We start from the raw sequence: 15,174 nt of genomic DNA on the forward strand, positions 1-15,174 counted from the left end.
GTCTTATGGGACCAAAGCTAGAGCCCTGACTAGTATTTTTAGATAAAATAATTGTTTATCTAAAAATACGTCGCAATCTTCTCAAAGAAAAGGAAAAATAAAATGGCAAATAAAAATGCGTATGCCCAGTCGGGTGTGGATGTTGAAGCGGGTTATGAAGTTGTTGAACGCATCAAAAAACACGTAGCACGTACAGAGCGTGCGGGTGTTATGGGAGCTCTGGGTGGCTTTGGTGGCATGTTTGACCTTTCAAAAACAGGTGTCAAAGAGCCCGTCTTGATTTCAGGAACTGATGGTGTCGGAACCAAGCTCATGCTGGCTATCAAGTACGACAAGCACGATACCATCGGGCAGGACTGTGTGGCCATGTGTGTCAATGATATCATCGCTGCAGGTGCGGAGCCTCTTTACTTCCTTGACTACGTCGCGACTGGCAAGAATGAACCAGCTAAACTAGAACAAGTCGTCGCTGGTGTGGCAGAAGGTTGTGTGCAGGCTGGTGCTGCCCTCATTGGTGGTGAAACGGCTGAGATGCCTGGTATGTACGGCGAAGATGACTATGACTTGGCTGGTTTTGCGGTTGGCGTGGCAGAAAAATCTCAAATCATTGACGGTTCAAAGGTGGCAGAAGGTGATGTTCTTCTTGGACTTGCTTCAAGTGGGATCCACTCAAATGGTTACTCACTCGTTCGTCGTGTCTTTGCCGACTATACAGGTGAGGAAGTTTTGCCAGAATTGGAAGGCAGAAAACTGAAAGATGTCCTTTTGGAACCAACTCGTATCTACGTTAAAGCTGTTTTGCCACTCATCAAGGAAGGTTTGGTTCATGGGATTGCCCATATCACAGGTGGTGGTTTTATCGAAAATGTCCCTCGTATGTTTGCAGCTGACTTGGCTGCTGAGATTGAGGAAAGCAAGGTACCAGTTTTACCAATCTTCAAAGCCCTTGAAAAATACGGTCAGATCAAACACGAAGAAATGTTTGAAATCTTCAATATGGGTGTGGGACTCATGTTGGCAGTTAGTCCTGAAAATGTAGACCGTGTCAAGGAATTACTGGATGAACCAGTCTATGAAATTGGTCGCATCGTCAAGAAAGAAAACGAAAGTGTCATCATCAAATGAAAAAAATAGCGGTTTTTGCCTCTGGGAATGGTTCAAACTTTCAGGTCATTGCAGAGCAATTTCCAGTAGAATTTGTCTTTTCAGACCATCGTGACGCCTATGTGCTCGAGCGTGCAGAAAAGCTCGGCGTTCTGTCCTATGCTTTTGAACTCAAGGAGTTTGAGAGCAAGGCAGACTATGAAGCAGCCCTTGTCGAACTCTTGGAAGAGCACCAGATTGACTTGGTTTGCCTAGCAGGCTATATGAAAATCGTTGGGCCAACCTTATTGGCAGCTTATGAAGGTCGAATCATCAATATCCATCCAGCCTACCTGCCAGAATTTCCAGGAGCTCATGGGATTGAGGACGCTTGGAATGCTGGGGTTGCTGAGAGTGGCGTCACCATTCACTGGGTGGATTCTGGTGTGGACACAGGCAAGGTCATCAAACAAGTCCGTGTGCCACGGCTAGCTGATGATACCATCGATAGCTTTGAAGCTCGAATTCATGAGACAGAGTACAAGTTGTATCCAGAGGTTATTAGAGAATTGTTGGATAAGTAAATGAAAGGAAATAACATGACTAAACGCGCCTTAATCAGCGTCTCAGACAAAGCGGGCATTGTTGAATTTGCCCAAGAACTTAAAAAACTCGGTTGGGACATCATCTCGACAGGTGGGACCAAGGTTGCCCTTGACAATGCTGGGGTGGACACCATTGCTATCGATGATGTGACGGGTTTCCCAGAAATGATGGATGGTCGTGTCAAGACCCTCCATCCAAATATCCACGGTGGTCTCCTCGCTCGTCGTGACCTCGATAGCCACCTTCAAGCGGCTAAGGACAATAAGATCAAGCTCATTGACCTTGTGGTGGTCAATCTTTATCCTTTCAAGGAAACAATTCTCAAACCAGATGTGACTTACGCTGATGCGGTGGAAAATATCGATATCGGTGGGCCATCTATGCTTCGTTCAGCAGCTAAAAACCATGCCAGCGTGACGGTTGTGGTAGACCCTGCTGACTATGCTGTGATTTTGGACGAATTGGCAGCAAATGGCCAAACAAGTTACGAAACTCGTCAACGTTTGGCAGCAAAAGTATTCCGTCACACAGCGGCTTATGATGCTTTGATTGCAGAATACTTCACAGCTCAAGTAGGTGAAGCAAAGCCTGAAAAGCTCACTTTGACCTATGACCTCAAACAAGCTATGCGCTATGGGGAAAACCCTCAACAAGATGCAGACTTTTACCAAAAAGCTTTGCCGACTGACTATTCGATTGCATCAGCCAAACAGCTCAACGGTAAGGAATTATCCTTTAACAATATCCGTGATGCGGATGCGGCTATCCGTATCATTCGTGATTTCAAAGACCGTCCAACGGTTGTGGCTCTCAAACACATGAACCCATGTGGAATCGGTCAGGCTGATGACATCAAGACTGCTTGGGACTACGCTTATGAGTCTGACCCAGTGTCTATCTTTGGTGGAATTGTCGTCCTTAACCGTGAGGTGGATGCTGCGACAGCTGAGAAGATGCACGGCGTTTTCCTCGAGATCATCATCGCACCGAGCTATACGGATGAAGCGCTAGCCATTTTAACCAATAAAAAGAAAAACTTGCGCATCCTTGCCTTGCCATTTGACGCTCAAGAGGCCAGTGAAGTGGAAGCAGAATACACAGGCGTGGTTGGTGGACTTCTCGTGCAAAACCAAGACGTGGTCAAAGAAAGCCCAGCTGACTGGCAAGTGGTGACTAAACGCCAGCCAACTGAGACAGAAGCAACTGCTCTTGAGTTCGCTTGGAAGGCTATCAAGTATGTCAAATCAAATGGTATCATCATCACCAACGACCACATGACACTAGGTGTTGGCCCAGGTCAAACCAACCGTGTGGCCTCTGTTCGCATTGCCATCGACCAAGCCAAAGACCGCCTTGACGGCGCTGTTCTGGCTTCAGATGCCTTCTTCCCATTTGCCGATAACGTGGAAGAAATCGCCAAAGCAGGCATTAAAGCCATCATCCAGCCTGGAGGATCAGTCCGTGACCAAGAGTCTATCGAAGCAGCGGATAAATACGGCTTGACTATGGTCTTTACAGGCGTGAGACATTTTAGACATTAAGAACGTAAAGGAAAGAAAACAGTTTCTTTCCTTTTTTGCGTAAAAATGCGGAGCAAAACAAGATTATAACGAACGTTTATGGTATAATATTAGTAAATAATTCGCAAAAGAGGTTGAAAGATGAAGCTGTTAGTTGTCGGTTCGGGTGGTCGTGAACATGCCATTGCTAAGAAGTTGCTTGAGTCAAAAGATGTTGAAAAAGTCTTTGTAGCTCCTGGGAATGACGGGATGACTCTAGATGGTCTGGAATTGGTAAATATCTCTATTTCCGAACATTCTGAATTGATTGAATTTGCAAAAGCCAACGATATAGCTTGGTCCTTTATCGGGCCAGATGACGCCCTTGCTGCTGGGATTGTGGATGATTTCAATGCAGCTGGTCTCAAAGCCTTTGGTCCGACAAGATTAGCAGCGGAGCTGGAGTGGTCCAAGGATTTTGCTAAAGAAATCATGGTCAAATACGGCGTTCCGACAGCAACCTATGGCACATTTTCTGACTTTGAGGCAGCTAAGGCCTATATCGAGGAGAAAGGCGCTCCAATCGTCGTCAAGGCGGATGGCTTGGCGCTCGGGAAAGGTGTTGTCGTTGCTGAGACAGTCGAGCAAGCAGTAGAAGCCGCTCACGAGATGCTTTTGGACAATAAATTCGGTGACTCAGGTGCGCGTGTAGTTATCGAGGAATTCCTCGATGGAGAAGAGTTCTCTCTCTTTGCTTTTGTCAATGGAGACAAGTTCTACATCATGCCGACAGCACAAGACCACAAACGTGCCTACGATGGAGACAAGGGTCCTAACACGGGAGGTATGGGAGCTTATGCGCCAGTTCCTCACTTGCCACAGAGTGTAGTTGACACGGCAGTGGAGACTATTGTCAAGCCGGTTCTTGAAGGGATGATTAAAGAAGGGCGCCCCTATCTTGGAGTCCTTTACGCAGGGCTTATCTTGACAGCAGACGGACCGAAGGTCATCGAGTTCAACGCTCGTTTCGGAGATCCAGAAACGCAAATTATCCTGCCTCGTTTGACATCTGATTTTGCACAAAATATTACGGATATCATCGATGGTAAGGAGCCAAACATCACGTGGACGGACAAGGGTGTGACACTGGGTGTGGTTGTCGCATCAAACGGCTACCCGCTAGACTATGAAAAAGGTGTTGAGTTGCCAGCCAAGACAGAAGGAAATATCATCACCTACTATGCAGGAGCTAAGTTTGCGGAAAATAGCAGAGCACTGCTCTCAAACGGCGGACGTGTCTATATGCTCGTCACCACAGCAGACACCGTCAAAGACGGACAAAACATTATTTACAGTGAACTCGACAAACAAAACACAGAAGGCCTATTTTACCGAACAGATATCGGAAGCAAGGCCATAAAAGATTAATAGATACTAAATTTGTCAATGGCGAGCGAAAGCGAGCCAAAGTAAGATAATGGTCGTTTAATTTGCGAGCGTTAGCGAGCTAATATAGAACAATCACCGCCGTTGTGAAAGAACGATTGGATGATAATCCAATCGTTCAGGGAAATTGGAAGACCTTGGGCTTCCAATTTAGGCATGAGACACCTTTGGTGGCTGCTGCCGTCCCTCACAACTTAAGGTGATTGAAAAAATAAAGGAAAGAAAAGGAAAAATTATGACTAAACCAATTATTTCCATCATCATGGGCTCCAAATCCGACTGGGCAACCATGCAAAAAACCGCCGAAGTTCTAGACCGTTTCGGTGTAGACTACGAAAAGAAGGTTGTCTCTGCCCACCGTACACCAGACCTCATGTTCAGACATGCCGAAGAAGCTCGTAGCCGTGGCATCAAGGTCATTATTGCAGGAGCGGGTGGTGCTGCTCACTTGCCAGGCATGGTAGCTGCCAAAACAACCCTTCCTGTCATTGGTGTACCAGTCAAATCACGCGCGCTTAGTGGCGTGGACTCACTCTACTCTATCGTACAGATGCCGGGTGGCGTGCCTGTTGCGACAATGGCTATTGGTGAAGCGGGTGCGACCAATGCGGCCCTCTTTGCCCTCCGTCTCCTATCAGTAGAGGATCAGGCTATCGCGACAGCTTTGGCAGATTTTGCAGAAGAACAAGGAAAAATCGCAGAGGAGTCGACAAATGAGCTCATCTAAAACAATAGGAATTATCGGTGGCGGTCAGCTGGGGCAGATGATGGCCATTTCTGCTATCTACATGGGGCACAAGGTCATCGCGCTGGATCCTGCGGCGGATTGTCCAGCCTCTCGTGTGGCAGAAATCATCGTGGCTCCCTATAACGATGTGGAGGCCCTTCGTCAGTTGGCTGAGTGTTGCGATGTCCTCACCTATGAGTTTGAGAATGTCGATGCTGACGGTCTGGATGCTGTCATCAAGGATGGGCAACTTCCACAAGGAACAGACCTGCTTCGCATTTCACAAAACCGTATCTTTGAAAAGGACTTTCTCTCAAATAAGGCTCAAGTGACAGTTGCACCCTACAAGGTCGTGACTTCTAGCCAAGACTTGGCAGATATTGACCTGGCCAAAACCTATGTCCTCAAGACTGCGACAGGTGGCTACGATGGACATGGTCAAAAGATCATTCGCTCAGCAGAAGATTTGGAAGAAGCCTATGCGCTAGCAGATTCAGCAGACTGCGTTTTGGAAGAATTTGTCAATTTTGACCTTGAAATTTCTGTCATCGTGTCAGGGAATGGCAAGGATGTGACAGTTTTCCCAGTGCAGGAAAATGTTCACCGCAACAACATTCTTTCTAAAACGATTGTGCCTGCTCGCATTTCTGATAAGTTAGCAGAAAAAGCAAAAACCATGGCAGTGCGAATTGCAGAACAACTTAACTTATCTGGAACGCTTTGCGTGGAAATGTTTGCGACGGCTGACGACATCATCGTCAATGAGATTGCCCCGCGTCCACACAACTCAGGCCACTACTCAATCGAAGCCTGCGACTTCTCCCAGTTTGATACCCATATCTTGGGTGTTCTAGGAGCACAATTGCCAGCCATCAAACTACATGCGCCAGCTGTCATGCTCAATGTCCTCGGCCAGCACGTCGAGGCGGCCGAAAAATATGTCACAAAAAATCCAAGCGCCCACCTCCACATGTATGGTAAAATAGAAGCGAAGCACAACCGCAAAATGGGACATGTGACTTTGTTTAGTGATGTGCCGGATAAGGTTGAGGAGTTTGGGGAAGGGATGGATTTTTAGAGGAGAGGTATGCCATTAAAGTATTTTGAGATCAAAAACTTATTAAGAAGCCAGATAGGTTTAGTTGACTCCCTTACGGGAAAAGTTATGAAGTATGTATTATTGTATGGGATTTTATATGCGCTTTTTCTAATTGGTAGAGCTCAAGATCCAGATTCCTCAGGGGGACTTGTTGCTTTATTATTAATTATGGGAGTGCTTTATAGATTTAATTTTCTTTTTGAGAAAATTAATATTAAAAATTTAACGATAGCTTTTAGAAAAGGATATTTTTTAAATGACGAACATACGGAAATGTTAATTTCTGATATAGAATTATCGTTGAAAAAAATAAATAGTTTTGCAAATTGGAGTTGTGGTATTTTAGCAACTATTTCAATATTTGTGACTACAACCTATCTTAATTTTTTTAAAGATTCTATTCCTAAAGAAGAACTTTCAAAACTGTTAATTGATGAAAATGCTGGTTTGCAAAATGACTTGGTTGTTTTTTTAGCATTGTTGATGTTTCTGATAATTTTAGGATTACTAGGTTATTATCTTGCTGTTCAAGCCTTTACTTACGATATGCGATTTGTAAATACTATTTTAAAAAGCAGCCTTTACATTGATGAAGATGACATAATCATAGGTGGATTTTGGAAGAAGCTTGCGCACAGTTTAGATCATTTTATTTCGGGATTTTGATAAGTAGACGATATGAAAGGTGATCAATTGCTTCCTCCTCCCCATTCCCTCCCCGTCAGAATCAGACCGCTGAAACTTCCCGACGATGTGTTTCTGTTTGCGGGAAACCTTTGGGATTTTCTCCCATATCATTTATGAAAATAATATTTTTAAAAAAAGGAGACGATAGATGAATTTGAAAACTTATGGGATTGAATCTCTGGCGACAGAGAAGTTGAAAACCGATGAGTTTTCGCAGTTGACAGCTGACACGGTTTCAGCTTTGATAACTTTTGCCAAGGAGCACAAGCAGGAGCACTTGCTCACGACTCACGCTAGCCGTCTGGAAACGGCTTAGGCTAATTATCAGAGCGCGCCAAAGGGCAAAGCAGCATCGGCTGTGGTCAAGGACTTGGACGAGGTCGACCAAAAGCGTGACAATGCCTACCAAACGCTGGTCAATTTTGTAAAAGCCTACGCTCATGTTGACGGACAGGCGGTGGAGGCAGCCTACACCAAGCTGCGCAAAGCAAATTCGTTGCGGTTTATAAAGCCCGCCTCAGCGAGCAAGCCAATACAAGATTGGCCAAAGCAAGCAACAAAAACAAACCCTGCAAGCCGCTTACGACTACATCATTGACCTAGTCGCCGTCCTATCCCACGGCCAACCCGAACACTAAGACTACCAAAATCTCAAAGCCCAACTCAACACCATCAGGAAGAGATATAGGGCTAGTGGGAAGAAGAAAGTTACAAAACCAGAGGGTGAGAGTTGAGGAGGAAGTTTGAAAAAAGTAATTTACTTAATTACAGCCGTAATTACACTTTTATTAATAATATTGAGCTGTTCTTATTGGAATAGCATTGTTAATAACTTTGAAACTAAACCAGGTGATTACCTTATCCAATTACTGTGTATGTTGATTCCTGTATTAATATCATTATTTCTTTTTCATGTCGAGAGTTTGGAAAGGAAAGACGATCTGATTTTGCAAGAGCAACGTTTAGATAAACAAGAAGAAAATCAGAAACAAATGCAAGAAACTTTTGTAGAAATTACAAACATTTTAGATGCACAGAATACAAAACAAGAAAAGATGGGGGAATCTCTAGAAAAAACAGCGCTTGAGTTAAGACGAATAAGATTACCGAAGGGATTAGAATTTTTATATGAAAATATTGATCGTATTGAGGAATATATTCAGAGTGACTCAAGGGTTCAAAACACAATGAATGTCGTTGCTAGACATTATGCTATGGGAGAATTGCTAGAAAAGTGGAGGGAAATAGAGCTTGAGGAAGTTCCGCTAAAAATTAGAAGAGAGTTTGGAAACGCAAGATACTTTTTTGAAGATTATTCAAAATTACTATTTATTTCATATAATTTTTTGGTATCTCAAGAGAAAGATTTAGAAAAGAAAAATATTTTTGCTATTGGTTTTAATGCTTCAATTAGAATTGTAGACATGATTGCGATGGCATCAGAAAAATTAAATAGTCTACCTGATGAGAATCGGAAAGATATCAGTAAGGAAGATAGTCAATTACTATCTATTTATTATAACGATAGTAAAGAAAAAACTGTTGAAGCACTTGAAAAAAGAATTGAAAATTTTCATTCTAACCTGTTCAAGATGAAAGAAATGCTTTAAAGGAGAAACAACATGATCAACCGTTACTCTCGCCCTGAGATGGCGAACATTTGGAGTGAAGAAAATAAATACCGTGCTTGGCTTGAGGTGGAAATCTTGGCTGACGAGGCATGGGCTGAGTTGGGTGAAATCCCTAAGGAAGATGTGGCTTTGATTCGCGAGAAGGCGGACTTTGACATCGACCGTATTTTAGAGATTGAGCAGGAGACTCGCCACGATGTGGTGGCTTTCACGCGTGCGGTTTCTGAGACTCTTGGTGAAGAGCGCAAGTGGGTCCACTATGGCTTGACTTCTACCGACGTGGTGGATACTGCCTATGGTTACCTCTACAAGCAGGCCAACGACATCATCCGTCGTGACCTTGAAAACTTCACCAACATCATCGCTGATAAGGCTAAGGAGCACAAGTTCACCATCATGATGGGACGTACCCATGGTGTGCACGCTGAGCCGACAACTTTTGGTCTTAAATTGGCCACTTGGTACAGCGAAATGAAGCGCAATATCGAGCGTTTCGAGCATGCGGCTGCTGGTGTGGAAGCTGGTAAGATTTCTGGTGCGGTTGGGAACTTTGCCAACATCCCACCATTTGTAGAGCAATACGTCTGCGACAAGTTGGGTATCCGTGCCCAAGAAATCTCTACACAAGTGCTTCCTCGTGACCTTCACGCTGAGTACTTTGCAGTTCTTGCCAGCATCGCGACTTCTATCGAGCGTATGGCAACGGAAATCCGTGGTCTGCAAAAATCAGAACAACGTGAGGTGGAAGAGTTCTTTGCCAAAGGTCAAAAAGGTTCATCTGCTATGCCTCACAAACGCAACCCGATTGGTTCTGAAAACATGACAGGTCTTGCGCGTGTTATCCGTGGTCACATGGTAACAGCCTATGAGAACGTAGCCCTCTGGCACGAACGTGATATCTCTCACTCGTCAGCTGAGCGCATCATCACACCAGATACGACTATTTTGATCGACTACATGCTCAACCGTTTTGGAAATATCGTCAAGAACTTGACGGTCTTCCCAGAAAACATGATACGCAACATGAACTCAACCTTTGGTCTTATCTTTAGCCAACGTGCTATGTTGACCTTGATTGAAAAAGGCATGACCCGTGAGCAAGCTTACGACCTTGTTCAACCGAAAACGGCTTACTCTTGGGACAACCAAGTAGACTTTAAACCGCTTCTCGAAGCGGATCCAGAAGTCACTTCCCGCTTAACACAAGAGGAGATTGACGAAATCTTCAACCCTGCATACTACACCAAACGAGTGGATGATATCTTTGAACGTATCGGACTTGGTGACTAAGCATAAATCAAAAAAGCGAGATTCAATCTCGCTTTTTTGTATTCTTGTCGAAGAGGTTTAATCTTCTTTTCTCTTAGTGAGTCCGTAGGCTGCTAGTGTAGCCATGAGTCCTGCTGCGACCAAGCCTGCAGAGTCTTGACTTCCTGTTGCAGGGAGTTGTTTTTCATCTGCTTTGCTAGTAGTTGCTTCAGCTTGCTCAGTTTTCTCAACGGCAGTTCCGACTTCGACAACTTGAGCGACCGCTTCCTGTGATACCGCACTATTGACAAGGGTTCTTTCTTCCTTGCCGTCAGCAGTAGTGCTAACAGAGTAGAAGACGGTACGGCGACCATTTACTCCGGAAACGACGACTTGACTTTGTCCTTTTGGCAATTGCGGATTTTCACGTGTCACGGTAGTGAAAGGAATCTCTTCTTCTTGGATGTCTAGTCTAGGTTTTGCTTCTGCAGCTGGGGCAAGACCGTGTTCATCCCCTACATGGGTAACAAGGGTTCCGACTTCAATGACTTGTGTCACTGCTTCTTGCGTTACAAGGCTATCGACAAGAGTCTTCACTTCTTTGCCATCAGCAGTAGTGCTTACAGAGTAGTAATGACTGCGACGACCGTTAACACCTTTGGTAAGGACTTGAGTCTTCCCTTTGAGCAAGAGTGGATTTTCACGTGTTACGGTAGTGAAAGGAATCTCTTCCTCTTGGATGTCCAGTCTAGGTTTTGCCTCTGTGGCTGGGGCAAGACCGTGTTCATCCCCTTTGTGAGTAATAGGGGCGCCGATTTCAACCACTTGGGTCACAGGTTCTTTGGTTACTTGGCTATCTAGAACCGTTTCTGTTTGTTTCCCATTTTCAGTAAGGACAGAGATGTAATGAGTGCGTTCGCCCTCTACACCTGGTGTGATGATCTTTTCCTGATCGGCTGGGAGATTTGGATTTTCCTTCTTGATAACTTCAAATGGAATCTTTTCTGCTCTTGTGATGAGTTCCGGTTTGGTTTCAACATTGGCAGCTAGTTCGTTTTCATCGAGGCTTCCTGAGTGGGTTGCTGCTGGTTTGAGGCCTAGGCGGGCTGCCTTGAGTTTGGCTACGAGAGCGTCTAACTCTGCTTGTTTGTTACGGTTGAGATTGTAGTTGAGAGCTTCTTTAGCTGCATTTAGGGCATCCAAGCTTTCCTTGCTGTATCCGTCCAAGTTTGCAGGAATTTGAGCAAGTTCCTCACGGAGTGCGTTGTAGTTAGCGCGGAAGTAGTCTTTGTTATGATCTGCAAAGGCAGTCATGAGTTCAAAGATTTCTTCTTCCTTATACTCAGCACTTGGTTTGTCTGCCCAGATAGCAAGCATGCTTCCGACGGTTGGAAGGTCTACTTCTGGATATTTGGTAGATGCAAGCTGGTTAAATGGTACTTTGCCAGAGTTTTCAAGTGCTTTTGATAGTGGATAGGCTTCGTCTGGTTTGTGATTACCTAAAACATAGTACCAGTCTCCGTTGGTGTTGAGGAGTTTATAGCCTTTGCTTGCTAGGTACTGAGGCGTTGCAAGGTTATAGCCCCACCATCCTTTAGACCAGTAAGAGATGATGACATCCTTGTCAAACTCAACATCATCCTTGTCTTCATAGTAGAAACCATCGTTGAAGGCCATTGGTTGAAGGCCTCTTTCTTTGGCCATGGCAGCAAGGGTGTTAGAGTACTCAGCAAACTTGCCATAGAGTCCATACCATTTGAGGTAGTACCAGCCTTGGGCGTTGGTAGCATCATTGGCATATTCGTCTGTACCGTAGTTGAAGATCTTAGTCTTGCCTGCAAAGAAGTCCATGTACTTACCGATGAGGGCTTTAACAAAGTTCATCGCCTCTTCGTTTTCGAGGTCCATGGTTGTTTTGGAGACTTTATCAAAATTAGCTTGAGGGTTTGCGATGCCTAATTTTTCCATAGCAACGAGCATGGCATCCATGTGACCTGGGCTGTTGATCGCTGGGATGAGTCCGATACCTTTTGATTTTGCGTACTCAATCAATTCAGTGATTTCAGTCTGACTAAGAGTGGTTCCGTTTGGATCATCGTAGTAAGCTTTTGTTCCTTCAATGATGGCATTTTTGACATCGTCACTTGCATAAGTTTTTCCGTTAGCTGTGATGGTCATGTCATCAAGGAGGAAGCGAAGTCCATCATTTCCTAGGAGAAGATGCACATCAGAGTAGCCGAGTTCGCTCGCCTTGTCTACGATACGTTTGAGTTGCTCAGCTGAGAAGTACTTACGTCCAGCGTCAATTGAGATCACCTTGTTCTTGGCAAGTTTTTCAACTTCACGTTTCGCGTCTTCTTCTTTTTGAGCTTCTGGTGTGAAGGTCAAGTTGGTAACAGCTTCTTGGAGTTTTGCAATTGCTTGGTCAATGGTGTCTTGTTGGGCACGACTGAGGTTGCTATCGAGTGAGCGAATGGCTTTTTCAGCTTCTTTTACAGCCGCGACACTTTCTGCAGTATAGCGGTTAAGGTCTGTTGGCACTTCTTTCAGAGCTTGCTCAGCAGACTCATAGTCGGCAGCAAAGTATTCAGCATTGGCATTTGCGAAGCTACGCATGAGTTTGAAGAGACGTGATGGAGAATAGCGTGCTGATGGAGTATCTGCCCAAGCAGCTACCATACCACCGATGAAAGGAATATCAGCTCCTTCAGATTTTGGTACAGAAGTGATTGGAGTGTTCTTGATTCCATTGAGTCCTTGGTCCAGGTTGTACCAGCCTTGGCCGTCGGCATTTCGTCCGAGAACATAGTACCAAGCATCGTTGGTATTAAGAATTTGGTGACCTTTTTCCACTAGGAGTTTAGAAGAAGCGACGTCGTAACCGCCCCATCCACCAGTCCACATAGAAACAATGATATCTTTATCAAAAGTACCAAAGCTTGTATCGCTATTGTAGTAGATACCATCGTTAAAGGCCATTGGTTTGAGACCGTGAGATTTGACGATGCGAGCAAGGTCGTTGGCGTAGGCGATAAATTTCTCATATCCATCTACAGGGTAGCCTTCATTTGGATAGTATTTATCAGCCTGAAGAACGCTCCATCCCTTGGCGTTTGTAGCATCGTTGGCATACTCGTCGAGTCCGATATTGAAAATGTCAGATTTGCCAGCGAAGTAAGCAGCATACTTGTCAATCAGAGCCTTGGTAAATGCAACTGCTTCTTTGTTATCAAGGTCAACGGTACGAGCAGATTCCTTATCAAAGTAGGTAAAGTTTGGTTTTTGGATACCTAGTTCTTTCATAGCATGCAAAATCGCATCCATGTGGCCAGGGCTGTTGACTGTTGGGATTAGTCCGATACCTTTATCTTTGGCATAGTTGATCAAGTCCGTCATCTGACTCTCTGTCAAATGGTTGCCGTTTGGATCCTTGTAGTAGGCATCGGTTCCTTTTTCGAGTGCACGTTTGACATCATCACTGGCATAGGTTTTGCCATTCGCTTTGATCGTCATGTCGTCCAGCATGAAACGCATGCCATCATTTCCGACTAGTAAATGAAGATCAGTATAACCGTAGTGTTTGGCTTTGTCAATGATTTCTTTGAGTTGGTCTGGAGAGAAGTACTTGCGTCCAGCGTCGATTGAGATCATTTTTCGTTTTGCCAGTTTTTCATTTACTTGACTTGCTCGTTCAGTGCTAGGAGCAACTGCAGCAGGTGTGGCTGGTTCATTTTTCTTGTCTGAAGAAGTACTTTCAGCAGGAGTTTCAGCTGGGGCAGGGCTTTCTTTCTCGGCAGTAGGAGTTGGAGCAGCATTTTCTGTCACAACTGGTGTGCTTGACTCTTCTGTTTTTGGAGCAACTGTTCGAGGAGCCTCCTGGTCTTCTTTGACCTCCTCTTTTACAGGCTTGTTAGCCTTTTCTTCCAGTTTTTCTGGAACCTTGGAGTCTACAGCTTCTTTGACTGCTTGAGGACTCTCCTGAATAGTTTGAACAGTTTCCTCAGCTGTTGGAGTTGGAGTAATCCCGTCAGCAGATACGACTTGTGCACTAAAAGCAAATCCTATAAGTACAGAAGCTGCCCCAACTGCATATTTACGAATGGAGAAGCGCTGTTTCTTTTCTAGTTTCATGATAAAACCTCCCTATTATTATATCGTATGATAGCGTTTACACAAAACTGTTTTTATTTTATTATCTAAGATATAAAAAGTCAAGCGGCTTTATGAAAGAACTATAATAAATGGAGGAAATCATAAGATTTAGGAAAAAATTGTCAAAAAACTAAAAACAAGGAAAATCTAGCCAATATTTAACTTGTTTTTAGTAAAAGCACTACTAATTAAAGAATTACCCTTCGTCATATGTTCATACTAAATGGTGCATGCTATAATGAACATAGAAAAAGCCTGAGCTAGGCTCAAGCTTTTTCTTAATGACCTCGATCACACGAGATGAATTTGATTTTGTAGTAGTCTGCTCGCTTATACGTTTCACTATAGGCAAGGACTTGGCCAGTGGCCTCAAGTTTTGTAGTCTTTGTTTGGAAGACAGTTGGAAATTGTGTATCAATTCCCAACATAGAAGCAGCATGCTCTGGTGTTGGGAATGCGATTTCGTTGATTTCCTCAAAATGCTCATCAGTCATGTGAATGCGGTAATCCAATTTGAAACGTTTATAGATAGAACTATAATAGTCAAGATTTGGATAGTTGGCATTGATATATTGTTCGGGAATATAAGAAGTGTGGTAGATATAGGTCACACCGTTAGTTTGACGTGTCCGTTCGATCTTGTAGTAGAACTGGTCTCCACGCAAACCAAGTTTTTCCAAATATTCAAGCTTATTTCCACGTTCGATAGAAAGGACAGTTACCTTATCGTCCTTTGTTTCAAAAATTTCCACATCTGAAAACTCAACGAGTTTGTGCTTACGAGCGCGTGAAACAAAAGTTCCTTTTCCTTGTTGGCGGACAATATAGCCATCTTTGGCAAGGTCGTTCAAGGCACGAACAACTGTGATAGAACTGACATCATACATCGCGATCAACTCTGCTTCAGTATAAAACTTGTCTCCACTCGCAAATTGACCTGAGATGATTTTATTCTTGAGTTCGTCTTTAATATATTGGTATTTTGGAATAGCCATA

Annotated in this window: 14 protein-coding genes; 12 read left to right on the forward strand and 2 right to left on the reverse strand. The window is 44.1% G+C overall.

Annotated elements, in window-relative coordinates; translation table 11 throughout:
- Positions 1–102: 102 nt before the first annotated feature.
- The 12 genes from purM (at position 103) to purB (ending at position 10,068) form a co-directional block, all read left to right on the forward strand.
- Positions 103–1,125, forward strand: a complete 1,023-nt coding sequence (gene purM / locus GOM47_RS00240; RefSeq protein ID WP_235080702.1) for a phosphoribosylformylglycinamidine cyclo-ligase — start codon at positions 103–105, stop codon at positions 1,123–1,125.
- Positions 1,122–1,667 (forward strand): phosphoribosylglycinamide formyltransferase, encoded by a 546-nt coding sequence (gene purN / locus GOM47_RS00245; RefSeq protein WP_235080703.1) that lies wholly within the window; start codon positions 1,122–1,124, stop codon positions 1,665–1,667. Before purM ends, purN begins: the two co-directional genes overlap by 4 nt.
- A gap of 15 nt (positions 1,668–1,682) precedes the next feature.
- The gene (gene purH / locus GOM47_RS00250; protein WP_235080704.1) at positions 1,683–3,230 is read left to right on the forward strand and encodes a bifunctional phosphoribosylaminoimidazolecarboxamide formyltransferase/IMP cyclohydrolase; all 1,548 of its coding nucleotides are present in this window, start codon (positions 1,683–1,685) and stop codon (positions 3,228–3,230) included.
- 120 nt (positions 3,231–3,350) lie between these two features.
- Positions 3,351–4,616 carry a phosphoribosylamine--glycine ligase gene (gene purD / locus GOM47_RS00255; protein WP_235080705.1) on the forward strand — a complete coding sequence of 422 codons (1,266 nt, stop codon included), beginning with the start codon at positions 3,351–3,353 and terminating at the stop codon, positions 4,614–4,616.
- 104 nt (positions 4,617–4,720) lie between these two features.
- The gene (locus GOM47_RS00260) at positions 4,721–4,837 is read left to right on the forward strand and encodes a phosphoribosylaminoimidazole carboxylase (RefSeq protein WP_083804103.1); all 117 of its coding nucleotides are present in this window, start codon (positions 4,721–4,723) and stop codon (positions 4,835–4,837) included.
- A gap of 32 nt (positions 4,838–4,869) precedes the next feature.
- A complete protein-coding gene (gene purE, locus GOM47_RS00265; protein WP_235080706.1) occupies positions 4,870–5,361 on the forward strand; it encodes a 5-(carboxyamino)imidazole ribonucleotide mutase in 492 nt (163 codons plus the stop codon).
- Positions 5,348–6,439 carry a 5-(carboxyamino)imidazole ribonucleotide synthase gene (gene purK / locus GOM47_RS00270; protein ID WP_216731804.1) on the forward strand — a complete coding sequence of 364 codons (1,092 nt, stop codon included), beginning with the start codon at positions 5,348–5,350 and terminating at the stop codon, positions 6,437–6,439. The genes purE and purK overlap by 14 nt, the downstream gene beginning before the upstream one ends.
- 9 nt (positions 6,440–6,448) lie before the next feature.
- Entirely contained in the window at positions 6,449–7,126 is a 678-nt protein-coding gene (locus tag GOM47_RS00275) for a hypothetical protein (protein WP_049552323.1), read from the forward strand.
- 169 nt (positions 7,127–7,295) lie between these two features.
- Positions 7,296–7,463 carry a hypothetical protein gene (locus GOM47_RS00280; protein WP_164978943.1) on the forward strand — a complete coding sequence of 56 codons (168 nt, stop codon included), beginning with the start codon at positions 7,296–7,298 and terminating at the stop codon, positions 7,461–7,463.
- Between the two features lie 42 nt (positions 7,464–7,505).
- A complete protein-coding gene (locus GOM47_RS09695) occupies positions 7,506–7,745 on the forward strand; it encodes a DUF6261 family protein (RefSeq protein ID WP_006149148.1) in 240 nt (79 codons plus the stop codon).
- 145 nt (positions 7,746–7,890) lie between these two features.
- A complete protein-coding gene (locus GOM47_RS00285) occupies positions 7,891–8,757 on the forward strand; it encodes a hypothetical protein (protein ID WP_223336345.1) in 867 nt (288 codons plus the stop codon).
- Between the two features lie 12 nt (positions 8,758–8,769).
- Complete coding sequence (gene purB / locus GOM47_RS00290; RefSeq protein ID WP_000610729.1) at positions 8,770–10,068, forward strand: adenylosuccinate lyase; 1,299 nt, start codon at positions 8,770–8,772, stop codon at positions 10,066–10,068.
- Between the two features lie 57 nt (positions 10,069–10,125).
- Here purB and strH read toward each other — a convergent pair whose 3' ends face one another.
- Entirely contained in the window at positions 10,126–14,157 is a 4,032-nt protein-coding gene (gene strH, locus GOM47_RS00295) for an LPXTG-anchored beta-N-acetylhexosaminidase StrH (RefSeq protein ID WP_235080707.1), read from the reverse strand.
- Positions 14,158–14,456: 299 nt separating this feature from the next.
- Positions 14,457–15,173 (reverse strand): GntR family transcriptional regulator, encoded by a 717-nt coding sequence (locus tag GOM47_RS00300; protein ID WP_235080708.1) that lies wholly within the window; start codon positions 15,171–15,173, stop codon positions 14,457–14,459.
- Position 15,174: the final 1 nt, after the last annotated feature.

Origin of the sequence: Streptococcus oralis (assembly GCF_021497945.1) — a bacterium.
GTDB lineage: Bacteria > Bacillota > Bacilli > Lactobacillales > Streptococcaceae > Streptococcus > Streptococcus oralis_BR.